This is a genomic window from Pseudomonas sp. R4-34-07 (assembly GCF_003852375.1).
Classification (GTDB): Bacteria; Pseudomonadota; Gammaproteobacteria; order Pseudomonadales; family Pseudomonadaceae; genus Aquipseudomonas.
The window spans coordinates 2,074,561-2,097,690 of sequence record NZ_CP027760.1; the positions used below are offsets into that span (position 1 = coordinate 2,074,561).

The window sequence follows — 23,130 nt, forward strand, 5'->3', positions numbered from 1 at the left end:
TTTTGCGGATATAAAAAATATTTGAAGTGGCCCCGCGCGGGCGATGGCCAGCAACAGACCGCCCGGTTAAGTGTGGAATACGAATGCAATCAACTGTTCAGTTGCCGTGCAAACGTCTGGTCAGTTGCGATGCAATTTCATAGTTCACTCTCTGGAAGAGCAATGCCTGAATAGCTATTCCTATGTTGATTCTATTCCTCGCGCTCTATCGATCCGTTCAGCTACCCGGTAAGCCGCTTCCAACTCTGAGCAAACGTTCTCCTGCATCAGTGTCCAGCGCTCGGCTTTTTCCTCGGGCTCCGTCATGGCCAGGGCGAGATAGAGGCTGGGTGGCACGGCCCGAAACAGCGTTTCGAGCTTCTTCGATAGCACGACCCCCTCAGTGTATTTACCCGGCTCCTTACTGGCGGAGAGCAGCAAGGCTTTCTGTGCCGGCGTGAGTTTCTTGAACCGTGCGATCTCTTCGATTTCCGCGGGCGGCATGTTCAAACAAATCCACCATTCGATCATGTTGAGCATGGTCTGCGCGGCAGCGGGAAAGTCGGCAAGGTTTTGCGTCGCCAGCCAGAACCAAGCGCCGAGCTTGCGCCACATCTTCGTCCCCTTGACCACGAATGGCGCCAGCAGCGGGTTTTTGGTGATGATATGGCCTTCGTCGGTGACCATGATGATCGGCCTCCCCAGGTACTGGTCGCGTTCGGCGAGGTTGTTCACGGTGTTCATCAGGCTGAAGTAGCTGATGGACATCTGTGCCTCGTAGCCTTCGCGAGCGTAAGTGGCCAGATCGACAATGGTCACATCGCTCTCAGGCCAAGGCGTCCCCTCGCGATCGAACAGTTCACCCTCGAAGCCCTGGCAAAACAGGTCGATGGACTCGCCCATTTCCTGGGCACGCTCACGACGTTTCTCCGGCAAGTGCGGGTCAGCGGCGACGCGCAGCAAGGCATTGCGCACGTCGCGGGTCAGCACCTGGCGATCCGCAGCGACACAGGTATGCGCCGCATCCAAGATGCACTCGCGAATCAGACTGCGATCGGCCCGGCTCAGGCGCGCTTCTTCCTTGGCCTCACCGCCGGTGATCATCAGCCGGGCGGTGATTTCCAGTTCGCCGAGGACATCGCGCTGGTCTTCGCGATTGGTTACCACCTCATCGTCCAGCTCATCGATCGACAGACTCGCCACCTGATCCGGCTGCTCGACCAGGCGCCAAGCATCGGCAAAGGGGGCGAGACTGACCGAAGCGCCAGGTTTCAATTGGACCTTATTGACCGAGAGGCCCTGTGTCGCGAAGTAGTCACCCTGCAAACCGAATGAGTTACCGGCCTCGACGATAAACAGGCGAGGGCGGTACACCGCCATGACCTGCATCAGCAGGGTGACCAGGGTGGCCGACTTGCCGGCACCGGTGGGGCCGAACAACAGTAGATGGCCGTTCATGGCCCGGTCTAGACGTGACAACGGATCAAAACTCAACGGCGAGCCACCACGATTGAACAGGGTGATGCCCGGGTGGCCGGTGCCGGTACTGCGGCCCCACACCGGAACCAGGTTAGCCAGGTGCTGGGCAAACATCAGGCGGGTGTACCAGTTTCGCGTGTCGCGGGCCGGGTTGTAAGCCATCGGCAACCAACGCAGGTAACTGTTGCAGGCGGCGACTTCATCGCCTTCGCGTACCGGCTGTAGGCCCGCACCCAGTAGTGTGTTAGCCAGGCTGACCGAACGCTGGTGCAATTGCTGCTCATTGTGACCGCGCGCGTAGAACGCCAGGGTGCCGCGGTACAGCTTGTGCTGGCGACCGATGATCGCGCGAGCCTCTTCAACATCTTGGCGGGTCTGGGTCGAGGCCAGGTTTTCACCGATGGCTTTGCGCGCCAGGCGGTTCAACTGGTCCTCGAGCACATCCTGGGGTTTGACCACCAGGGTCAGGCTCATCACCGTACCTTCGGGTAACTGGTCGAACAGTGCATTCACCGCGTCTCCCTTGCGGATTTCGCCAGTGAGTTGACCAATCAATGGCGCCCGGCGCAGCTTGTCCACCACCATGACCCGGTGGGGCTGACCATCAAAAAACCAGAGTCCCTGCTGCACGTCCGAACGCGGTTCGTTGAAGAACAGGCGTTCGGCAAAGTCATGATCGAAGGGCAGTTCCAGCGACTCGCTCTCGCCAGACTCCGGATAGGCCACACGGCGGTAGAAATCTTCGGGCGATTCGTCTGTGAGCTTGGGGGCTGGATTGAACCAGGGCAACAACCAGGCATACAAACCTCGGCCATCGACGCGCGTCGATTGCACCCCGCACGCCTGCAACGAAACAGCGACACGTTCGCAAGTTTGTCGCAGCGATTGCACTGGCTTGAGTCCCGCTTCCTCACCGTCAGACTCAAGCCAGCGATAGATCACCAATCGCACCCGACGGTTGTTTCCTCGCCAGGGCAGGCGCGTGACTGCCTTGTCCTCGAACAGGCCGCCAGGCTTGGAGATGGCTTTCAGATGTCGGCGAATGAGTTCCAGGTACGCTTCGGTGAAAACCGTGCCTCGGGCGCTGTCATGAATATAGTCGGTGAGCCGGGTGAGGTAGGGGGTGAAGTCGTTGTCGTCCTGGCAGAAAAACTGCGCCACCCAAGGTGCTTGGTCCAGCTCGTCAAAGCTATCCTGCAGGGCATCCTCAAGGGCATCGCGGGCTGCCGTTAGCCAATCGGGTTCACGCCCTTCGGTGCCGATGGGCAGTAACTCGAACACCGCACCCACAGAGCGATTGTCATCTAGTAGAAAACACTGCTCGGTTTCGAGGTATTCGACCCACGGCAGGTGATCGGCGAAGCTGGGATTGTGCGCATAGAGCGCAGCTTCATCGGCCAGTGTCGCGCGGGGGCGCGATGGGTTGCGCCAGTCTTTCCATGCAGACGTGCGGTCGCCCGTATCGTCGCTACACATTACAGATCTTCCTGACGTTCACCCGGCAGTGCGTACTGCACCCGCTGGTAGAATGGAAAGACGGTCGAGTACCCCGGCACTGGTGCCTGCTCGGTACCACTCAGATGCGGATACACGTACATCACCAAATCAGGATTGGGCAGGCGAGGGAACAGGTTGCGAATTTCATTCGCTGCTGTACGCGTATACGGTTCCTGGAGCGCAGTGGAGAGATCTGTTTGAGCCAACGGGCGACGCAACTGTCGCCGAGCATCCAACAGTTGCTGTTGAATACCCTGTGAGCCGGCGCCGTTCCAGATATCCAGCATGGTTTGCTCGCCATGGGGCAAAAGTGTGTCCTTGTCGGTGGAACACCCCGTCAGGACCCCGCAGATCAAGCTAATCCAGGTTAGGCAGAGAAGCATGGTCTTTTTCATGGCGAACACTCCGGCCCTTGGGCTCGTAGTCGATGGTGATCTCATGGTCGAGGTGAAGGGCGACTTCTGCTGCCGGTGGTACGTACACGGCAGCAAAGGCTTCGCCATACAGTTTGTTGACCCACTCTCGAATGTCGCTGGCCCCACTACTGAGAATTGAGGTCAGTGCGCTATTACCACTGTTGTTAGTGACCCCGAAGGCACTGCCGCCCGAACTGATGACGCTGCTGTTGTTCTGTTCATTCCCGAGCAGGGCGGCGACGCCAGCACCGGCGGCAGTGATCAGAGTCTGACTGCCCAAGTACTGCTGAGCATTCGAGCGACGCTCGCCGGCAATGCAAGGAATGCCATACGGATCGGAGAGGTAACCGAGTCCACCGCGGATCTTGTCGGTATTTGAGCTCTGGGTGGTGGAGGCATTGCGGCTGGAGACCGTCTTTGGCTGAGGCACCGTGCGGATGGTGCCATCCGTAAACACAAAGGTGATCGACTCGACCTGTCCGCGTACGCAAGACAAGGTCCAGTCACCGGAGGCTGTGCCGCTCATCACGGCCCCTGCGACGTCCGGCAGGTCGATGCCGTTGGCCGTTAGGTTCTCGGGGCCGACCAGCACCTTGAAGGGATAGGGATCATTCACGGTGCCGTCCACAGGGACTCGGCCGATCAGCGCGGTCATGGCGACCGAGCCCATCAATGTCGCATTTTCGGGAATGGTGTAGACCGGCTGCGCACCTTCGGTACGATCACCGGATCGCGTCAGGTCACGCTCACCCTTGGTGACCTCGCGTAACTGCTTTTGGCTGCGGTTGATGGCATTGTCCTTCAAGCCCTCGAGCGAGTTGAAGGCATTAGGCAGACTCGGTGCGGAAGAGGTCTTGGTTTTACCTCGGGCTTCGGTGGAGGGAGCATCCGAGGGTTCAATCCACTGCAGCGCATCGTTGGCAGTATGCCGCCCTTCGAACTGGTCCCCATCGCCCGGTTCAAGACCCAGTCCGATCGGCATATCCTTGCCTTTGCCGGTCAGCCCCGACAACTGTTCCTGCAATTGCGTCAGCAGACCGCTAGCCTGACGACTGTCTTGTTCCGCTTTGATGCGTGCTTCATTGGCTTGCCGGCGGCCTTCGTCTACCTGCTGGGTCACACTGCCAAGTGCCGTCTGAATACGCGAGTCGACGCTGTTTTCCCGCTCGCGCAGGCGGTTGTTCTCCGTCTGCAGCGAATCGTTGTGTTTCTTCAAACCTAGCATGTCGCTGCGCATGGCCTTCACTTGGCCTACCAAGGTGGCGACCGTGTCGCGTGGGGTATCGCCCGCAATGCCGAGCGACTTGGCTTGCTCGGCAGATAATTGAATATCGCCCTGATGAACTGGGTGCTCTGGAGACGGCTTGCTGCCTCCCGCGACCCAGCTTTTCATGATGATCAGTACCACGGCCAGCAGCGCAGCCGGTACCAGCCATTTGAGCAAGGCGTTAGCCTTCATCGTCAGCACCCCGCGCAACGGGCGGAAGCATCAGGGCGTGTTCGAGGCCGGCACCGCGAGTGATGAGGTAGGCAATCGTGGTGTCTTCCGCGCTGCCGACCGGCCCGAGGAAAGCATGCTGGAAGGTCGCGGCGAACAGCTTTGCCTGCAGTCCACGTGGATCTAGTTGCACCGTAGCTGTACCTCGATTGCGCAACTTCACGGTCGTCACCCAATAGTCACCAAGCCGCCAGGCGGCGATAGGTGTGCTGGAAACGTTTTCGCTCGGCAGCAGGGTCGGCAGTTCGGTGCGCAGCTTGAGCGGGACGCGGCGTACACCGGGCAGGGACTCCACGGTGCGCAGCGGCGCGTACAGGCTTTGCGCGGCGTAGCGCGTCAACGCGTCCGGGATCGGTGTACGTTCGGGAACGGGGACGGTGCTCGATTCAGACTCGATAGCTTGCATCGGAGCATTCTTGAGAATACGCACGGGCTCCAGGGGTTGATCGCCAGGCGTGGCCGCGATATCCAAGAGGATGATCTCGCCCGTCTTAACCGATTGCAGCTGCAGTCGTGTCGGTGCAATGGCTTCCGACGCGCGCAGGTACAGCGTGCCTCCGGTTGATTGCACGCGCAGTTTATCCTTCAGAGCGGAAGGCACGCCGACACGAACAGCTTCATCGATAAAGACCACTCGTTCCTGATTGATCACCAGTGGGACCGCGAGCGGTAGGCGTTCCCAGTGCATCAGTTCGATGGCCTGCGCGGCTGCGCCCGATAGCATCAGTGTGAGGCTGAGTCCCAGGGTAGAAATCCGCTTCATGGTTCACCTCCAGGCGGGGAGATTTTTTGCGGCGTGCCCTGATAGCAATCCAGTGCAAGGCCCCACTTATTGCGTTCGGGGTCCAGATCGAACCGCACCACCCGTAACGGATAACGCACGACCACCCGTTTCACCGGTTCGGCGGCGTAATACTCATCAGCGTTGAGGTCGAGTGTGACCAACCAGCTGTCGCGATCAAGTTGCTTGACCCGCAGTTCCGGATCTTCACTGTAGCCTCGGCCTAGAATTTCGTAGACGCCACGCACCCGTTGACGCAGTTCGCCTGCGGCCTTGCGATACTCGTAGTCGCCATCGAGGAAGGCCTTGCAGGCGGGTGTCAGGTAGGACTGCAAGCCATAGATCGCGCGGCGATAATCCTGTTCGCCATCCGAGGGCCAGCGGTTGAGTTGGCCAAAGATGTACAGGGCAAAGGCATACACATTCTCTGGGGGAACATCCCACCACTTGCGCGTGCTGCCCGCGCGCAGATCAGGGGGGACATGCACGGTCAGATCGGTTGGTGCTGAGCGCCAGCCATACCATAGTCCGGCGCTGAGCAGGGCGAGCGTCACTATCGCCAGACGTAGGCTGAAGATATGGGCCTGTTGGGCATCGACCTTGTTTCGAAATCGACTCATGGCTGCCACCGAGACAGGGCAGGGCGCAGTCGACGCGAACGGCGAACTGTCCAGGCACCGGAGTGGAGAATCAAACTTCCACGCCCCAGGCGCCAACGGCTGGCGAGTATCCATTCGAGCTTGCGGTACAACCAGGTCTCCGGTCGAGCCCGTTTGGCCCGACGCAGTAGCGTGCCCCCAACCAACAACACCACTGTCATGCCTGCGATCATGCTGGTCGGCGCCATGGCAATCGAGGCGGTGGCGATTGCCAGAGGAACGCCCACCAGCAGGCCAATGACGGCGCCGGTGCCTAGGGCCACCCACATTTCATCATTGGTTAAACCGCGCAATACGGCGGGATCACGATTGAGTCGCTCCGGCAGAAAGACCAAAGTGCCGTCGGCAAGGCGTTCGATAGTGTCGTTCATGCCAACCTCAGAGAATCGCGGAAGCTTTGGTGAGGAACCAGATGATGATCACCACCAACAGGGCGCCGATACCAACTACCGCGCCGAGGTCTTTCCAGGTCTTGCGCTGGTTTTGGACGTCGGCAAATACGGTCAGGGAATGCCAAGCCACGCCGAGAAACGCGAGCAGGGCAATCAGCAGACCTAGTAGAATGCCGGCGTCGTAGGCGTAGTTTTTGATCGTCTCGATCAATCCCGAACCTTCGCCTCGGGAAGGCGCCTCCATGGTCGGTAGCTCGGCAAAGGCTAGGCCTGGCCCAAGGACCAGCAGCAGACCGATCAGGCGTTGGCTTGCACGATCACGCAGGTTGTTTTTAAGGGGGACAAGGCACTTGAGCATGATGGCGATCTCCGGTGTTAGGACAGGGTGAAGAACATCAAAATCAGCAAGGTAAGCAGTACGCGCGCAGCGTTTCCGCCGAAGGCTCCAAAACGCACATTGCCGGTGGCCCAACCTCGGTAAGCGGTCCACATCACCCAGGCACACCACAGCAACGCCAGGACCATAACCATGGAAATCCAAAGCGCCGAACTGCTCTGTGCCGAGAAGCCGGAAGCGTTTTGAAAGGCGGCGGTCTGAGCGTCAGTCATGCTCATGGCGAAGGCTCCGCAGACGGGGTATCAAGTCGGTAATCACCGACCATTTCACGGGGATCGCGAGGTTGAGCGCGGGAGGGGGAGAGATAGTCCTGCACACCCTGGCGGATGCGCTGGATGTCTCGAGTTAGGTGGGGATAGTCGAAGCGATAACGCTCGGTTGATTCATCCTGGCTAGCTGTCTGGGCTCTTGTCGCAAGATGTTCGATAGCGTCGAGTTGCTGCAAAATCAGACTCAACTGCTCCTGTTCATGAGCAGATGCGGCATAGCTGCCACTATTGAACGTGGTCAGTACGAGCAGGCAGCAGATTCGGCAAAATACAGTTGGCATGTGCATAGCCCATTTGGTTATGGGGCTAGCATCCAACTGACGAATAGGGCTCAGCAGTAAAAAATACGAAGTGCGCGACGTCATTTTATTTCGATACCGGCGCTGACGATGTAGCGAGCTTGTTCCCTGTGTCGAGGTTATGTCGCGGAGAAAGGAAGTGAATTGGAGCGCAAATACGAGTTCGATTTATGAGGGCTTACTGAGGTCGTGCAAATGAGTCGTTAAGTCAGTGCAAATACCTCCAGGTGTCAGCGGGTCTGGGAGAAATAGCTCCAGCCAACGGTGTGTTTAACTAGTCTTCCAATACCACTTACTCAAGGATGATCCCCATGTCAGATAACTCTGAAGCCAACATAGCCACAGCGGACGCTCTCACACTGCTCCTGCACAACCAGCACGCCCTAGCAGCCGCCCTTGAAGAGGTGACCAAATGGATCTCAGAGAATGGAGTGGAAAGTGTCGCCGTTAACGCAATCGGGACCATGGAAACGCTCGACCAAAATGCCCGAGCCATCACTGATGCGATTATGCGGCTACGTCAGTTATAGGCATCCTCTAACGCCCGCTACACGCTTGCAAGTACCGAAGTGATTCTGTTGAATTAACCTGTAACCTGTCGCTTTATTCGTTGGATCTGATCATTTGAGATGTGGGGAGTCCGATGCGAATTGACCAGCCTTGTTCCCCACCGGAGAGTAGTGTTCAGGAAACATTCCGGTAGCTGGAAACTGCCTCGCCAAGATTAGCTGTTAGAATTACACCGGTTTAGTGATCAGGCGCTTGAGAACCAGCATGAACAAAAAATTGACCGAAGAAGAGATGCGCCAAGCATTGTTCGGCAACGCTGAAATAGCTGCGCCGATGAGCACCGTTCCCGTGGAAAAAATCCAGCCGGACTTCGTTGCCGCACCCGTATCAAAAATGGCGAAAAAGAAAGCCCCCAAAGCCTTTACCCCAAGGCTTCGGGTAACTCTTCGTGTGAGCAATGAGTTTGAAGGAAAGACGCTTGAGATCGCCCATGAAGCCGATACTCTCAGTACGTTGCTGGCAGAGCAGGAAGCCACCAAAGCAGCCAGAAAAAAATTCCGGTATGTAGAAGTGGCGTCGGTCCAGTCGATGTAAACCATATTTCCGAGTATGCGGTAAGTCAGTCTGCTTCTGGCCCAGAGTGTGTAAAAACGCCTTCGCGAACACTCGCTATGATTTCAGAATTCATCGCAAGGATCGCCATGACTTTTATCCAAGGGGAATATCGAGGCCAAGGCACGTTACTTCCCGAAAGCCTTGACGATTACGTCAGCGATACAAATCCGGTGCGCATAGCCGACGCCTTCGTCGATGAACTCGACGTGGCCAGTCTGGGTTTTGACGGTGCTATTCCTGTTGATACAGGCCGGCCTGGTTACTACCTCGCAATCCTGCTGAAGATCTATATCCACGGTTATCTCAACCGCATCCAGTCGAGCCGACGTTTGGAACGAGGAGCCCAGCGCAACGTCGAGCTGATGTGGCTGCCCTGGCGTTTGATGCCAGATTTCAAAACCATCGCTAACTTCCGGAACGACAACAGCAAGGCCATCCAAGGCGTCTGTCGCCAGTTCGTTGTGCTGTGTCAGCAGTTGGGACTGTTCGGAGAAAATTTGATCGCCATCGATGGCGGTAAATTCAAAGCAGTCAACAACCGCGACCGCAATTTTACCAGCGCCAAGCTGAAGCGGCGAATAGAAGAAATTGAATCGAGTATCAATCGTTAGCTGGCGGCACTCGACTCTGCCGACCAGCAAGAACCCACAGCTTCCGAGCCCAGCGCCGTGCGGCTGGAAGAGAAAATCGCCAAGCTTAAATGCAAATGAAGGAGCTTCAAGCGATGGCAGCGCGTGGGCGTTGTACGCCAGTACGATATTGATAGGCACTGGGGTCGCCCTGGGCAACGTGCTGCTGCCCGGCCTGATCAAACGCGACTTCCCGACAAAAATGGCGTCCATGACCGGCCCTTATTCCATAACGATGGGCGCAGCGGGCGCTGTCGGTTCAGCCGTAATAGTGCCGCTGACCCAATCATGGGGATGGCCGATGGCCCTGAGTTTGTTGGTCGCAGCCCCATTATTGGCGCTGGTGGTGTGGCTGCCGCAGTTGAAAAAACACGGACACGTAAATCTGTCCGGTCCGAAACAAGCGCCAACCGTGGCCGTCTGGCGTTCGCCGCTGGCATGGCAGGTCACACTCTTCATGGGACTGAACGCGATGCCTTTTTATGTCGCCGTCGGCTGGCTGCTGACGATTCTGATAGACCATGGCATATCCCCGGAGCCAGCAGCCACCGTACACGGCACGCTTCAACTGACCACGGCCATTCCCGGCCTGATTCTAACGGCCACGCTTCGCCGTCTCAAAGACCAGAAACTGGCAGCCGCTACCGTCAGCCTGTTAACCGCCTCATCCCTGATCGGGCTCATTTACGCGCCAGACTACGCCATGTTGTGGGCCGCGTTCCTGGGCTTGGGCTCTGGTGCCATCATGATGCTCGGTCTGACCTTCATCGGCTTGCGCACAAAAAATGCCGGTGACACGGCGGCACTTTCAGGAATGGCGCAGTGCGTCGGCTACCTGATGGCAGCTGCAGGCCCCTTGCTGCTGGGCCAACTGCACGATTGGACCGGTGGCTGGACAGCACCGCTGCTGATCACAGCCGCAATCTCCGTAGCCGGCGCATTCACTGGCATGCTGGCCGGGCGCAACGTTCAACTTGAACATGCTGAATCATCGTCGCGAACAAGCCCGGCAATCCAGTCAGCGAATGCACTCACGGCTGGCGAAAGAAAGCGCTGATGAGGGTATAGCAGGTGCACAGGAACCGATGCAGGCTGCCAGTCAGCAAGCACTTCGACCAGCCGCCCTTCTCGCAGATGCTCGCTGACCACGTTCTCGGCGAGCTGCACCAACCCAAAACCTTCAAGGCACATTTTGATGTAGAGCCCAGTCTCGTTGACGGCCGCTGTGCCGTTGACCGGGACTGAGACCTTTTCAGTGCCACGGGCAAAGCGCATTTCACCTGCTTGCCTTGCGCGGCCTGATAAGTAATGAATGGATCGATGGTGAGACAAATCTTGCGGGGTTTGCGGAGTACCGTTCTCTTCGAGATAGGCGGCAGACGCACAGGTCACCCAGCGAAACCGTCCGAGTGGGCGCGCAACGAGCGTTGAGTCATCGAGCTCGCCTGTACGAATGACGCAATCGACACCCTCCTGAATCAGATCAACCTGCCGGTCATTGACGCCTATCATCAGATAGATATCCGGGTAGCGCCGGTAAAAGTCTTGCAGATTTGGCATGACGATGAAGTGTGCAATGCCACCCGGCATATCGACACGCAAACGCCCCTGTGGCCGTTTTACGGAATCCGTCAGGCTGTTCTCTGTGTGTTCGATCAGCTCCAATATTTCCCTGCATTGCGCCAGATATTGAGCGCCCTCAGGCGTCAGGCTGACTCGCCGCGTTGTTCTGTTCAGCAGGCGCACCTGCAAGTACTTCTCAAGATTTTTAACGCTGCTGGTAACTGTCGAGGCCGGCAGAGAGAGCGTCTGCGCCGCCTGGATAAAGCTTCCTGCTTCAGCCACACGGACGAAAACCTGCATCGCTTGAATACGGTCCATGACTGTTAGCAGCCTCAAAGCAGTGATCGGGAAAGGTCTTATTATTCGTAGAAATTGAATAACTAAAACAGTTTTACACCTTTTTCCCGCAGTATCGCCTTGCGTACATTGCTTCCAACGAAATTTGAAGAGGTGTACAGAAAATGGCTGAATATAACCGCAGCATCGTGCAAGGCCCAGCCGCTCCGGCCGGCCGCACACTTATCCGTGGCGCCACTGTGCTGAGCATGGATGGCGATATCGGCAATCTGGCGCGCGGCGATATCCTTATCGAAGGCAGCACCATCACGGCCATTGGTGAAAACCTCGAGGCAGGCGATGCTGTTGTTATCGAAGCATCCGGCATGATCGCCATGCCGGGCATGGTCGATACGCACCGTCACTCCTGGGAAGGGCAACTGCGTCGAATCAATCCAAATGCCGAAACCCTTGAAGACTACTGCAACGCCACGCACTTCTCGTTCGCTAAATACTATCGCCCGGCTGACATGTATATCGGCAACCTGCTGACTGCATTGGGCTGCATCGATGCCGGCATCACCACCGTGGTCGATAACTCGCACAACAGCCGTACCGGCGCGCATTCTGACGCCGCAGTCGAGGCATTGCTCGATGCTGGTATCCGCTCTGTACACGCCTCCGGTGCGCCAGTTTCCGGTGAGTGGGACAAAGCCCACTGGCCCGGCAACCTGGAGCGCCTGCAGGAAAAATACGTCAAGAACGGCGACAACCCACTGCTCTCGCTGGCGGTGATGGCGCAGCTGGAGCTTGAGCTGTGGGCTGAAGCCCGGCGTCTGGGGCTGCCGATCATTACCGAATTTTTCGGTGGGGACATGGCAGCTGAGCTGGAGGGTTTGCATCGCGAGGGTCTGCTGCGCCCCGATAACATCTTCAACCACTGCACCTCGCTGCCGGACGCCGGCTGGAAAATCCTTCGCGAGGCTGGCGTGCGGGTCAACGTATGCCCGCGTTCAGATGCCCACTACGGCATTGAAGATGGAATGTTCGCCATGCAGTCGGCCCAGCGTCACGGCATCAGTCCGGGGCTGAGTGTCGATAACGAAACCTCCTACAGCGGTGACATGTTCATGGAGATGCGGGTGGCGTTCTACCTGCAGCGCGTCATGGGCATGCACCAGCAGCGCTGCTGCGGCGCAGAACATCATCCGGTGACCCTACCTGCTCATGGCCTACTGAAAGCCGCCACTCTCGACGGCGCTACCTGTGCCGGATTGCAGGACAAAGTCGGCAGCCTGGCCCCCGGCAAACAGGCCGACCTGATCCTTATAAACGCGCAGGACATCAACCTTTACCCGTCAGGCAACGCATTCGGCACCGTTGTACACGCGGCCGAACGCAGTAATGTCGATACCGTCATTATTGGCGGGCGCATCGTCAAGCAGGGCGGCAAGGTGCTGGGCGTGGACAGCGAAAGGCTGCGTGCGGCGATCGACGAATCCCGTGAGCATCTGTTTGCTGCTGCAGGCTATCAGCCGGATATGTTTGCCGAGAAATTCCTGCCGCTTGAGTCAGCCAAGTAAGGAGGCGTGAGATGAACGCAGCCTACTACCTGCTGGCCGTCTGCGCAGGGCTTGGCATCACCCTGCAGACCACGCTGAATGGCCAACTCGCTAAAGGCGTGGGTGGAGATTCGGTCGCGGCGGCGCTGTTCTCTTTTACTGCCGGTGCGTTATGCCTGAGTATCTTTTCATTGATGCGCGGCGGGATAGTGGTCTCACTGGCGGCTATACCTGCCCAGCCCTGGTGGAGCCTGCTGGGCGGTCTGCTGGGTGCCGGCGCGTTGCTTAGTTATGTGGTGCTTGCGCCAAAAATCGGTCTGTCAGCCCTGCTGGGCCTCGCTATCGCCGGGCAGATTATTTCGTCACTGGTTATCGATCACTTCGGCTTGATGGGGGCATTGGAAAGGCCGGTGTCTCTCGTCAAGTTGGCCGGGGCAATGGTGATGCTCGCAGGCCTGGCCATCGCTCTGTTCGGTGACAGGTGGTTAGCGCTTTTCTCCAACTGACTGCCTTGTTTATCCCATCCTGTTTCGTAGGACGCAACCATGTTTAAAGCCCTAACCGACACGACCAGTCTTCTTGGCGAGTGTCCTGTCTGGTGTGAAAGAACCGAACGCCTGTTCTCGACCGACATCCCCGGCCGCGAGTTGCGTGCTCTGGACCCCGAAAACGGCGAAGTGCAGCGATGGTCCCTGCCAGAGCCGCTAGGGTCATTTGCCCTCACGGCAGACGAAGACATATTGCTGATGGGACTGGCATCCTGCTTGGGCTACTACAACCTGAGCTCCGGTCGTTTCAGCAAAGTCACAGCCACCCCTGGCGTGGCAGGAACCCGGATCAATGATGGCCGCTGCGACCGTATGGGAAACTTCGTATTCAGCACGATGGACACCGGCGAGCCGGTGCAAACCATAGGCAGATTTCACCGGCTCAATGCCGCGACGCTCGAGACAGAAACGCTGGACCTTCCCGAAGTGGCGATCCCGAACAGCATCTGTTTTAGCCCGGACGGTTTCACCATGTATTACGCGGACTCCCTGCAAGGATGCATTTTCTGCTGCGATTACCCATCGCTAGAAAACCAGCGTGTATTCACTACAGTCAACGGTCAGGGTGCTCCAGACGGTTCTTGTATTGATGCGCATGGTTTTCTCTGGAGTGCGGAATGGGGCGGTAGCAGAGTCGTGCGTTACGCGGCAGACGGCAAAGTTGACAGCGTGATCGGCTCCCCGTGTATTCAGACCACTTGCCCGGTCTTAGCGGGACCTGGTTATGAAACGCTTTACTGCACCAGCGCAAGGATAGGGCTGGATAAGCCGGCAGATTTCGATGGCACGCTGATAAAGCCGAAGCCGTTTTAGCTGCCGGATTGCCTGAAGAGCGATTTGCAGGACGACTGCACTGAATAGTGGGTTCTAGCCTGTCGCGCCGTTCTGAATGCCAATTGGTAGACGCGTATGAATGACCGCTTCTGGCCGAGGCTGTGTAAAAACGTTTTTGAGCGCGCCATGTGCCCAAAACCGGACTGAAAATCGCGTTTCTACGCAAAATCCACATCTTCAGACGTGCCGATAAATTTCAGATTTAACGTAGACGCGCACACTTCAATTTTGGCGAAGCGTTTTTACACACTCTGGGCCGAAAGCTGCCTTTCCTGACCGGCAGAAATCGGCGAGCAGCGGCCGTAATTCTCCTATAGTCAGAGAGCCCCCGTTGCCCAAACGCCTCACGTGCGAACTCCAAAAAGCTGCTCAGCTTTGGGGGCAGTCTTTGGTCAGGGGCGTAGAGCATATGCGTCCTTCACTGTCTCGATGCCGAAGGCGAAGCCCTCGGCCCGGTCGGCGGCGTGCAACGTATCGGCCACGGTGCTCGCTTGGGCAATACTGTTCAGCAACTTAAGGGCTCGGACATGCACCGCTTGCGGGAAGTCCAACGCCACGAAGGGGTCGATCACGCTGTTCATGCCCATTTCCAGCATTGAAGCTCGCGGGCTGCTCGACCGCAAGGTCGTATTGTTCTGCCTGGATCAACAGCCAGCCACCCGGCTCGTTGCGCCCGTCGGTGATCGGTCCTTGCAGCAACAAGCCACCCGGCAGGATCACGCGCAAGGCGTTCGCTTCATTCGGGCCCTGCAGGTAACGGTCGAACTCGTGCGAAACCGTCCGGTACCGACATTACGCACGCGGGCGTTCAATTCCAGCATGGTGAGGTCCTTCGACGGCTGACCCAAGTACAGTGACAGCACGGTGGCGGTCGCCAGGCCTTCATAGGCGTATGACATGGGGCAGCGTCCGACGCATTGACCAGAAAGTTAGCGTGGCAGACCAGCACCGGGAGAGTGGTTGCCGCCAGCGCAAAAAAAGGCCCCCACGCCTGAGTCAGGTGTTGGGGGCCTGTTGAACATAAACGGCGCATCAAAAAAGCCATCAATCGCGCTAAAAGGCTAACGCGACTCCTTGGCGTTGAGCATCCCAGCCGGCGGCGTACGGCGACGTTCGAGATCGTCCCACTGCTCAGGCCTGCGCTGCTCTCCACAATACGTGCAGACATATTCCTCCGGATTTAAGTCCAGGTAGTAACCCTTGCGTATATAGGGATGACCACACTTTTTTTTGAAGTCTTCACTCCGCTTTTCGAGTTCTTCAGAGACATTCCGAATTCCCTCTCAGACACGATGTTCCGCGCGTCTACTCACTACATATTTCACTGTTCAGTCAACCCGTATGAGCGGACCACGCCTTCGCTTCAATAGAACTTCCCCATTTCCTTGAACTGCTCGGTCGCCTCGATCAGCGCGCTGATAATCCCTGGTTCAGACGGCGCATGGCCTGCGTCGTTTATGATCTTCAGCACCGAGTCTGGCCAAGCTTTGTGCAAGCGGAAAGCGGAATTGGGCGTGGCAATCATGTCGTGTCCACCCTGGATGATTTTGCACGGGAGATGCTTGATCGCCTCAATGTTGGCTATCAGTTGGTCTTCTTCAAGAAACAGACGGTTTTTAAAATACCAAACGTCAAGGCGCCCCATGCCGGTACTGGTTGTTTGATCGGCGGCTTGTTCTTCAACCCCGTCCGGATCGTGGCGTAACAACGAACAACTTGCCGAGTAGCGAACCCAAGCGCGAATGGCTTCTCCGCTTGATTTCTCGTCGTCGCTCGTCATTCGATCGAGATAAGCCTGCAGCAGATCCTGGCGCTCCTCCTCGGGAATGAAGTTCACGAAATCCTCGTGTGCTTGTGGGAAAAACCGACGCATGCCATGGATGAACCAGTCGATCTCATCTTCGGTGCCAAGGAATACGCCCCGTAAGATGAAACCCAGACAGCGCTGCGGATGAGCCTCACCATAAGCCAGAGCGAGCGTGGTGCCCCACGAGCCACCGGTTATCAGCCAGCTTTCGATATCCAGATGCTTGCGAAGTGTTTCCAAGTCGTCGACCAGCGCCTGTGTCGTGTTGTTGCGCAATTCTCCCAGTGGCGTCGAACGGAGGGCGCCACGTTGATCGAACAGCACGATGCGGTAGTGATCGGGATCCCAGAACTGGCGCTTGCCGGGTGGCGCACCTTCACCGGGGCCACCGTGCAGGTACACCACTGGGACTCCGCCAGGGTTGCCGCTTTCCTCCCAATAGAGGGTATGAGGTTCATCGACTTGCAACGTACCGCTGCGTCGCGCTTCTTCGATGGCAGGGAACAAGTTGTAGGTGACTTCACAAGGAGCTTGCATTATTCATCCTCTCGGCAAACTGCTGGTGCCTCATAGATTCCTGACTTCGGCACCGAGTCGATGGCGGGCCGCTCGGAGTGGCCTTGTGAGGTTCCAAGCGGCCCAAGGTCATGTCGGTACTCATCGGCCACGCAGGCTGCGCGTGGAGGTCAGAACATGCTCCAGTTGCGGTTCTGCCAGCGCCATGTGCATGGCCAGGTCCTGCGCCTGTTCCCATTGCAGATCGGGGCGTAACCATACCTGCGCATCCTCGGCAGTGAACGCCAGCAGGCGCTGCTGTCTTGTGGAACTGTCGTTGTGCATGACCAATACGAGCCCGTCACAGCCATTGAAGTGTTCACTGACCTGCGCCAGCGCCGCGAGGAAGATCGGCCCGTTCTCGCGTGACGTGGTGTAGCTGAGGCGGTGGCTGTTTTTCAATTGCTCGGGTTCGCAGGCTTCATACCAACCGTCAACCGCTACTAGCATGCGTCCGTCGCGCTTCACCCGGTCGAATACCCTCGAACGCATTACAAGATGGAGTGGCAGATGAGTCATCGGCGGCATTGTTCCCATCGACCAGAACGGTTTCCAGCCCCAACGAACCTTGATGCATTCTAGGACGCCGTTGCGGCTGTGTATGGCATTGACCTGCATGTTCGGTTTGATCACGTTTCGGCTGTCCTGCGGTTCAAAGGTTCGGTGCAGGCTACTATCCGCAATGCCAGTTGCATTCCCCACGCCTTGGTTTTGCACCTTGGCAAACAGCGCTTCGAAACCCTCGGCTACATCATATTGAACAATGTATTCACACATCGCGAAATTCCTGGCAGTGGCACTTCTAAAGAGTCTGCCGCGTCGCGTCTTATCAATTTTTACGGATTGAATGCGGCAGATTATGTAAATGCGAACCAAGGTGTTGCCTGGCGGTTCGAAACTCCTTTTGTTGAGCAGACGAACGGCAAAAAGAATTTGCGTTTCATCGGCTTAGGTGACCACTCATCGGATGCTGCCGTTTAAAAACTGAGGTGATAGCTCGATCTTTTTGTCGTCATTCAATCGGCTTCCAAGCAAACCAGGAGGGCAGCGGATGTCAGTTAAGTCAGACAAATACCGGGACGTTCCAGAGCGCCCCGAATCACCGTCAGCAGGTCATATCGAGGTCGATTGCTTGATTGTCGGCGCCGGCCCTGCAGGGTTAACGGCGGCGGTTTATTTGAGTCGTTTCCATCGGCGAGTCGTGGTCGCCGACGGGGGGCAAAGCCGTGCAAGCCTAATTCCGCTTTCGCACAATTATCCCGGCTTTGCGCCAGGCATATCGGGCAACGATTTGCTCGATCGATTGCGCGAGCAGGCCGTGTCTTACGGGGCGACGATTGAAGCCGGAAGCGTGGAATGTCTGCGCAAAGACCACACTGGTTTCGTTGCGCAACTCAACGGACGAGCGCTGAGCGCGCGGCGTGTGGTGCTGGCAACTGGAATGGTCGATACCTTGCCGCAGATGGATCGACCCTACGATGGCATTGCACACTCGGTGATTCGGCTGTGCGCCATATGTGATGGCTACGAAGTCAACGGTGACAACGTGGCGGTATATGGCGAAGCACACTGTGCTGTTGAGCACGGGCTATTTTTGCGCAACTTCACCGACCACGTGACGGTGCTGGCCGAGGGTGATAGCGAAGCTGGTGAGGACGTGAGCGCGAGAGCGCGGTGCGCCGGTATACGTTTGATTAGGGACCGGGTCGAGTACATCGAAGTGAGGGGCGGCAAAGTCTACGTAAAAGCGGGGAAAGGTGAAGATTACTGCTTCGATATCGTCTATCCATCGCTGGGCTCACGGTATCGCTCGGAGCTAGCGGTGCAACTGGGCGCGCAGGTGGACGAGGAGGGCGCTTTGTGCGTTGACAACCATCAGCGCACATCGATTGACGGGCTTTACGCTGTCGGGGATGTCGTGGACTCGCTCAAGCAAATTAGCGTCGCTACAGGCCAGGCGGCGGTCTGCGCGACTGCTGTGCATAACAGCCTGGAACTACGTCTTTGGGATCGGTTACGGGACGAAAGAACCGTTCGGGGTACCGCTTGAGTACATAAGCGGAATAGCGTCTTCGGTCAAAATAGTTTCAGCCTAACCAGCGTAACACCGCGAGCTCCACGGTAGAGGTCATCGGACACTTCAATTCACCGTTTCGATCTCTAAATCCTGATAGCACGTATTTATTCGACGTGGAAGTCAGGCAACCCGCGATGGGGGGGCTTGCTATGATGATTTTCAGCACCGAGTCTGTCCAGGCTTTATGCAAGCGAAAAGCGGAGTTGGGCGTGGCAATCATGTCGTGCCCCCCTTGAATGATCTTGCACAGTAGGTATTTGACTGCCTCAATGTTATTTATCAGTTGGTCTTTTCCAAGAAACATCCAGTTCTTGAAATACCAAACATCAAGAAGTCCCATGCTGGTGCTGGTCTTTTGATCGGCGGCTTGCTCTTCAATGCCGTCCGGATCGTGGCGCAATAATGAACACTGGCCGAGTAACGAACCCAAGCGCGAATGGCTCCGCCGCTTGAAACCTCGTCATCGCCTGTCATTCGATCAAGATATACCTGCAGCAGATCGTGCCGCTCCTCCTTGGGAATGAAGTTAATGAAATCCTCAAGTGCAAGGGGAAAACCGGCGCATACCGTGGATGTACCAGTTGATTTCATCTTCGGTGCCCATGAATACGCCCCGGCAAGATGAAACCCAGACAGCGCTGCGGATGAGTCTCGCCATAAGCCAGAGCGAGCGTGGTGCCCCACGAGCCACCGGTGATCAGCCTGCTTTGATGCTCGCGAAGTTTTTCCAAGTCCCCGACCAGCGCCTGCGTCGTGTTGTTGCGCAGTTCTCCAAGTGGCGTTGAGCGAAGGGCGCCGCGTCGATCGAACAGCACGATGCGGTAGTGATCCGGATCCCAGAACTGACGTTTGCCGAGCGGCGCTCCTTCACCACGGCAGCCGTGCAAGTACACGACTGGAACGCCGCCAGGGTTGCCGCTTTCTTCCCAGTAAAGGGAATACTTGGGTATGCGGCGGTGCGCTGATGCTGCTGGGAATTGCCCTTTACGGGTGCAACCGCTTGGCGACTACAGTTGCGGAGTCTGGTTGCATGTGCGACTAGCCGTCGTAGCTAACCGTTCGTCTGAGGATGATCAAAAAATTTCGATGCCCTCCTCAGATCTCTTTGTCATCAATTAGAGCGGAGAATTCAGGTGCCGGCTCGTTGAAACATTCACTTGGTGATGACTGATGAAGGAGATCGACCAATGTCCAAAATCGATAATCTGCTGGACAACAAGGGCACGCCCTTGGACAAGCAGAGCTTTACCTGGCGCGATCTGGCCGGCAAGCCGATCAGTAAGCTGGACGATGATGCATTCACCCGGGTACGGGTGATTTTGATGAACGGCGTTGAATCCGACGCCTTACGACTCAAGCACTTCGGCTCGCGGTTTCACAAAGAGTTGCAGCTGCCGCTGGCACAGATCCGCCGTGTCGAGCAGCACCAGATGACGGCGGTCAACTGGCTGCTGTCCGCGGATCATTCTCCCTTGGAAACCACCGTTGCCTACGAGCAGGTAGCGATCGAGGTGACCGCCGCCGTCGCCCAGAATGAGCCCGACCCCTACCAGGCCCAAACCTATCGCTTTGGCTTGCTGGAAGACTTCGACCACCTCTACCGCTACGCCGCTATGCTCGACCGGCTAGAGGGAAAGGACGCCAACAATATTCTGCAGGGCTACACCGACCTCGTACCCGGCAGGCCTACCAGCGAACATCACCGCGCCCCCGGCGATGACCTGCGAGACAACTATCAGAAAGACAGTGCCGCACTGATCACCAAGATTCACGCCGCACTGATCACCGGGGCCGAATACCAGACACACGACTATTACATGAACATCGGTCCGCTGTTCGCCGACCCGGTGGCTCGCGCGCTGTACGCCGAAATCGCCTCGGTCGAGGAGCAACACGTGACCCAGTACGGTTCGTTGCAGGACCCCAGCGAAACCTTCATGGAAAAGTGGCTGGTGCATGAGGCGATGGAGGTCTACACCTACGCCAGTTGCGCCGAGCAGGAAGAAAATCCGCGCATCAAGGCGCTCTGGGAACGCTTCGTCGACTATGAATTGGGACACCTGAACCTGGCCTGCGAGTTATTCAAGCAATATGAACGCCGCGATCCCGCCGAGGTATTGGCCGGCCCGCTGCCGCGCATGATCGAGTTCAAGAGCCAGCGCGATTTCGTGCGCGAGACCTTGTCTCGCGAGGTCGACCTGCGCGCCCATGGTATCAATTACTTACCAAAGGAAAGGGAAGGGCAGGCGTCTCTGGATCAACGCGCACGCCTTAACAGTGAGGGCGTTCCAGCCAACGTGGTGTCAGCTGGCTACGCCTTCAAACCGGGCACCGAACTCAACCCAGCGGGAGAACAGCAATGAGCGAACGTCAAGTGATCATCGGCACCAACCGCACCGGCGCGCAGATGTCGCCTGAAGGCACTGCACGCCAATTGGAAGCTACGCGCATGTTTCCCGCCGATGTCCCGGGCGACATGGGCGCCTACACCGCCGCGCGCGAGAGTGCTATTCGCGAAGCCGACCTGATCGGTTCGGTGCCGTCTCCAGGTAGCGCTAAGGGTGTGGTCAAGACTGCGCTGGACAAAACTATAGGCAAGGCGCCTGAAGTGCTGCTCGACAAGCTCGGCGAGCGCCTGGCTTTCGAGCGCACTGGCGTACGTTTATATGAAGCGATGGTGGCCAAGGCCATGTCCGCACCGGGCGCCAACCCCGCATTGGTGGGCACCCTGCGCCAGATCCAGGCCGAAGAACTAGAGCACATGGACCTGGTGCGCGAAGCCATCGAAACCCTGGGCGCCGACCCCACCGCCATGACGCCGTGCGCGGACGTGGCCGGGGTCAAGGCCATGGGTGTTCTGCAGGTACTGACTGACCCACGCACGACTGTGTCGCAGTCGATGAGTGCGATCCTGACCATTGAATTGGAGGACAACGCGGCGTGGGATTTGTTGATTGAGCTCGCCCGCGCAGGTGGCCATCCGCTGATTGCGAAGCGCTTCGAGCATGCGTTGCAGCAGGAGGAAACACACTTAGCGACGGTTAGCCAATTCATTCGCGACGACCTGCTTGCCCAAGTGAGCTGACGGTTTGCGCGATGCGTAGTTTCGCGCCGGACATGGGCGTGAAACTACGCGCACTGCCTCAGGGTTCATCGGATAGGTCAGTAGAAACGACGGGTCGAGCTCGCCTTTCTGGATGTGCTCAAACAGCATGGGTGCGCAACGCTGCCCTTGGTTGCTGCCCGTCTTCAGGGTTTATATCTTATTTGGAGCAGGAGGGCCGCATTTGACTCCCAGTTCACGAACGGCGCTACATTTGCAGGGAAATTGCGGAACCCAGTCCCACGCGCTTCGAGCCAAAAGATGACTTCTTGAGACATCTCCTCCATTCCAGCGCTGACTCCGGTGTGTCTGAATCAATGTTCCCTGCCAATGTGTGCGCTTCACTTTGTCTGCCAAATCGCCTTATGCTCACGCTGGTTGATTTGCCAGCGCCACGCGTCGTAGAGCATTTGCTCCAGTGAAAAGCGCGCTTGCCAGCCCAGCTCGTCGATGGACTTTTGGGGGTCGGCCCAGCAGCAGGCTATGTCGCCTGGGCGACGCGCTTCGAAATTCAGCGGGATCCTGACGCCGCTCACCTTTTCAAAGGCGTTGATCACATCCAGCACCGAATACCCGCGCCCCGTTCCCAGGTTCCAAATACTGACGCCACAGCGTTCGCGCAACGCTTCTAGCGCGCTGATATGCCCCAACGCTAGATCGACGACATGGATGTAATCGCGAACGCCGGTGCCGTCCGGGGTCGGGTAGTCCTTGCCGTACACTGACAACGCTTGCCGCTCGCCACTGGCAACCTGAAGCAGATAGGGCAATAGATTGTTCGGTGTGCTGGTCGGCGCTTCGCCCAGCAGGCCGGAGGCATGGGCACCGATTGGGTTAAAGTAGCGCAGCAGGCCTATCGACCAGCGCGGGTCAGAGCTAGCCACGCTTTTCATAACGTTTTCACACATCAGCTTCGACATCCCGTACGGGTTGGTCGGTTGCCCGGTGGCGCACGCTTCGTTGATTGGCATGCGGGTGCAATCCCCATACACCGTTGCGGATGAGCTGAACACCAACCGGAATACGCCGGCCTTTGCCATGGCCTGGCAAAGCACCACGCTGCCGCCGACATTGGTGTCGTAGTAGCGCAATGGCTCGCGCACGCTCTCGCCGACGGCTTTCAACCCCGCGCAATGCACTACGGCGTCGATGGGGTAGTCACGCAGCAGCCTGTCGAGCAACCGTCGATTACGCACGTCGCCATAAATGAACTCCGGCCGCTTGCCCGCCAAGGCGCTTACCCGGTCGATCGTCGAGCGACGGCTATTGCACAAATTATCCAGTATCAACACTTCTTCGCCTCGGACCATCAATTCCAATGCGACGTGCGCACCGATGTATCCCGCACCGCCCGTAATCAAAATCATGCGCTCGCCCTCGTTCGC

General features: G+C 57.5%; 26 protein-coding genes and 1 pseudogene. 11 read left to right on the top strand and 16 right to left on the bottom strand.

From position 1 onward, the window contains the following. Nucleotides 1-180: 180 nt before the first annotated feature. From C4J85_RS09580 to C4J85_RS09620, 9 genes are read right to left on the bottom strand one after another with little or no spacing between them, the layout of a single operon-like run. Complete coding sequence (locus C4J85_RS09580) at nt 181-2,934, bottom strand: conjugative transfer ATPase (RefSeq protein ID WP_124403702.1); 2,754 nt, start codon at nt 2,932-2,934, stop codon at nt 181-183. Further along, a complete protein-coding gene (locus tag C4J85_RS09585; RefSeq protein WP_124403703.1) occupies nt 2,934-3,350 on the bottom strand; it encodes a TIGR03751 family conjugal transfer lipoprotein in 417 nt (138 codons plus the stop codon). The genes C4J85_RS09580 and C4J85_RS09585 overlap by 1 nt, the downstream gene beginning before the upstream one ends. Next, nucleotides 3,313-4,830 (bottom strand): TIGR03752 family integrating conjugative element protein, encoded by a 1,518-nt coding sequence (locus tag C4J85_RS09590; protein ID WP_124403704.1) that lies wholly within the window; start codon nt 4,828-4,830, stop codon nt 3,313-3,315. The genes C4J85_RS09585 and C4J85_RS09590 overlap by 38 nt, the downstream gene beginning before the upstream one ends. Next, entirely contained in the window at nt 4,820-5,632 is an 813-nt protein-coding gene (locus tag C4J85_RS09595; protein ID WP_124362172.1) for a TIGR03749 family integrating conjugative element protein, read from the bottom strand. The genes C4J85_RS09590 and C4J85_RS09595 overlap by 11 nt, the downstream gene beginning before the upstream one ends. After that, nucleotides 5,629-6,270: a PFL_4703 family integrating conjugative element protein gene (locus C4J85_RS09600; RefSeq protein ID WP_124362173.1), complete on the bottom strand. Its 642-nt coding sequence runs from the start codon at nt 6,268-6,270 to the stop codon at nt 5,629-5,631. The genes C4J85_RS09595 and C4J85_RS09600 overlap by 4 nt, the downstream gene beginning before the upstream one ends. Further along, the gene (locus C4J85_RS09605; protein WP_124362174.1) at nt 6,267-6,680 is read right to left on the bottom strand and encodes a TIGR03750 family conjugal transfer protein; all 414 of its coding nucleotides are present in this window, start codon (nt 6,678-6,680) and stop codon (nt 6,267-6,269) included. Before C4J85_RS09605 ends, C4J85_RS09600 begins: the two co-directional genes overlap by 4 nt. A 7-nt stretch (nt 6,681-6,687) precedes the next feature. Then, the gene (locus C4J85_RS09610) at nt 6,688-7,059 is read right to left on the bottom strand and encodes a TIGR03745 family integrating conjugative element membrane protein (protein WP_124362175.1); all 372 of its coding nucleotides are present in this window, start codon (nt 7,057-7,059) and stop codon (nt 6,688-6,690) included. A gap of 17 nt (nt 7,060-7,076) precedes the next feature. Beyond that, nucleotides 7,077-7,316 (bottom strand): TIGR03758 family integrating conjugative element protein, encoded by a 240-nt coding sequence (locus tag C4J85_RS09615; protein ID WP_124362176.1) that lies wholly within the window; start codon nt 7,314-7,316, stop codon nt 7,077-7,079. Next, nucleotides 7,313-7,648: an RAQPRD family integrative conjugative element protein gene (locus C4J85_RS09620; protein ID WP_124365133.1), complete on the bottom strand. Its 336-nt coding sequence runs from the start codon at nt 7,646-7,648 to the stop codon at nt 7,313-7,315. The genes C4J85_RS09615 and C4J85_RS09620 overlap by 4 nt, the downstream gene beginning before the upstream one ends. A gap of 329 nt (nt 7,649-7,977) precedes the next feature. Between C4J85_RS09620 and C4J85_RS09625 the strand changes: the two genes are divergently transcribed. The 4 genes and pseudogenes from C4J85_RS09625 to C4J85_RS09640 all read left to right on the top strand — a co-directional run bounded on the left by C4J85_RS09625 (nt 7,978) and on the right by C4J85_RS09640 (nt 10,477). Then, complete coding sequence (locus tag C4J85_RS09625; RefSeq protein WP_124403705.1) at nt 7,978-8,196, top strand: hypothetical protein; 219 nt, start codon at nt 7,978-7,980, stop codon at nt 8,194-8,196. A gap of 244 nt (nt 8,197-8,440) precedes the next feature. Further along, entirely contained in the window at nt 8,441-8,770 is a 330-nt protein-coding gene (locus C4J85_RS09630) for a hypothetical protein (RefSeq protein ID WP_124362178.1), read from the top strand. 107 nt (nt 8,771-8,877) lie between these two features. Then, nucleotides 8,878-9,518, top strand: a pseudogene (locus C4J85_RS09635) (transposase); the annotation flags it as partial. Between the two features lie 14 nt (nt 9,519-9,532). After that, a complete protein-coding gene (locus C4J85_RS09640; protein WP_256657463.1) occupies nt 9,533-10,477 on the top strand; it encodes an MFS transporter in 945 nt (314 codons plus the stop codon). Here the strand turns inward: C4J85_RS09640 and C4J85_RS09645 are convergent. Continuing rightward, nucleotides 10,390-11,301: a LysR family transcriptional regulator gene (locus C4J85_RS09645; protein ID WP_124403706.1), complete on the bottom strand. Its 912-nt coding sequence runs from the start codon at nt 11,299-11,301 to the stop codon at nt 10,390-10,392. The genes C4J85_RS09640 and C4J85_RS09645 overlap by 88 nt on opposite strands. A 143-nt stretch (nt 11,302-11,444) precedes the next feature. Here C4J85_RS09645 and C4J85_RS09650 point away from each other — a divergent pair, with 143 nt between their 5' ends. From C4J85_RS09650 to C4J85_RS09660, 3 genes are read left to right on the top strand one after another with little or no spacing between them, the layout of a single operon-like run. Then, nucleotides 11,445-12,842: an amidohydrolase family protein gene (locus C4J85_RS09650; protein ID WP_124403707.1), complete on the top strand. Its 1,398-nt coding sequence runs from the start codon at nt 11,445-11,447 to the stop codon at nt 12,840-12,842. A gap of 11 nt (nt 12,843-12,853) precedes the next feature. Further along, nucleotides 12,854-13,327, top strand: coding sequence for a DMT family transporter (locus C4J85_RS09655; protein WP_124362181.1), 474 nt, complete (start codon nt 12,854-12,856; stop codon nt 13,325-13,327). A gap of 39 nt (nt 13,328-13,366) precedes the next feature. Next, on the top strand, nt 13,367-14,182 hold the full coding sequence (locus tag C4J85_RS09660) for an SMP-30/gluconolactonase/LRE family protein (protein WP_256657465.1): 816 nt from the start codon (nt 13,367-13,369) through the stop codon (nt 14,180-14,182). Nucleotides 14,183-14,595: 413 nt separating this feature from the next. Here C4J85_RS09660 and C4J85_RS09665 read toward each other — a convergent pair whose 3' ends face one another. After that, complete coding sequence (locus C4J85_RS09665) at nt 14,596-14,784, bottom strand: hypothetical protein (RefSeq protein ID WP_124403708.1); 189 nt, start codon at nt 14,782-14,784, stop codon at nt 14,596-14,598. Between C4J85_RS09665 and C4J85_RS27465 the strand changes: the two genes are divergently transcribed. Next, nucleotides 14,783-15,046, top strand: coding sequence for a hypothetical protein (locus C4J85_RS27465; protein WP_164484523.1), 264 nt, complete (start codon nt 14,783-14,785; stop codon nt 15,044-15,046). The genes C4J85_RS09665 and C4J85_RS27465 overlap by 2 nt on opposite strands. A 520-nt stretch (nt 15,047-15,566) precedes the next feature. Here C4J85_RS27465 and pip read toward each other — a convergent pair. Further along, nucleotides 15,567-16,547, bottom strand: a complete 981-nt coding sequence (gene pip / locus C4J85_RS09675) for a prolyl aminopeptidase (RefSeq protein ID WP_124362182.1) — start codon at nt 16,545-16,547, stop codon at nt 15,567-15,569. A gap of 120 nt (nt 16,548-16,667) precedes the next feature. Then, nucleotides 16,668-17,342 (bottom strand): SOS response-associated peptidase family protein, encoded by a 675-nt coding sequence (locus tag C4J85_RS09680; protein ID WP_124362183.1) that lies wholly within the window; start codon nt 17,340-17,342, stop codon nt 16,668-16,670. A 274-nt stretch (nt 17,343-17,616) separates the two neighbouring features. Here C4J85_RS09680 and C4J85_RS09685 point away from each other — a divergent pair, with 274 nt between their 5' ends. Beyond that, nucleotides 17,617-18,615: an NAD(P)/FAD-dependent oxidoreductase gene (locus tag C4J85_RS09685; protein ID WP_124403709.1), complete on the top strand. Its 999-nt coding sequence runs from the start codon at nt 17,617-17,619 to the stop codon at nt 18,613-18,615. 37 nt (nt 18,616-18,652) lie between these two features. Here the strand turns inward: C4J85_RS09685 and C4J85_RS27655 are convergent, their stop codons facing one another. Next, nucleotides 18,653-19,072, bottom strand: coding sequence for a hypothetical protein (locus C4J85_RS27655; protein WP_256657894.1), 420 nt, complete (start codon nt 19,070-19,072; stop codon nt 18,653-18,655). Nucleotides 19,073-19,229: 157 nt separating this feature from the next. Continuing rightward, nucleotides 19,230-19,535 carry an alpha/beta fold hydrolase gene (locus C4J85_RS27660; RefSeq protein WP_256657469.1) on the bottom strand — a complete coding sequence of 102 codons (306 nt, stop codon included), beginning with the start codon at nt 19,533-19,535 and terminating at the stop codon, nt 19,230-19,232. Nucleotides 19,536-19,829: 294 nt separating this feature from the next. On the opposite strand from C4J85_RS27660, the gene C4J85_RS09695 reads away from it, so the two are divergent. Together C4J85_RS09695 and C4J85_RS09700 are read left to right on the top strand one after the other, a co-directional pair. Further along, entirely contained in the window at nt 19,830-21,005 is a 1,176-nt protein-coding gene (locus C4J85_RS09695) for a hypothetical protein (RefSeq protein ID WP_124403710.1), read from the top strand. Then, on the top strand, nt 21,002-21,727 hold the full coding sequence (locus C4J85_RS09700) for a ferritin-like domain-containing protein (RefSeq protein ID WP_124362185.1): 726 nt from the start codon (nt 21,002-21,004) through the stop codon (nt 21,725-21,727). Before C4J85_RS09695 ends, C4J85_RS09700 begins: the two co-directional genes overlap by 4 nt. Before the next feature lie 359 nt (nt 21,728-22,086). On the opposite strand, the gene galE is transcribed toward C4J85_RS09700, so the two are convergent. After that, nucleotides 22,087-23,112 carry a UDP-glucose 4-epimerase GalE gene (galE, locus tag C4J85_RS09705; RefSeq protein WP_124362186.1) on the bottom strand — a complete coding sequence of 342 codons (1,026 nt, stop codon included), beginning with the start codon at nt 23,110-23,112 and terminating at the stop codon, nt 22,087-22,089. Between the last annotated feature and the right edge of the window lie 18 nt (nt 23,113-23,130).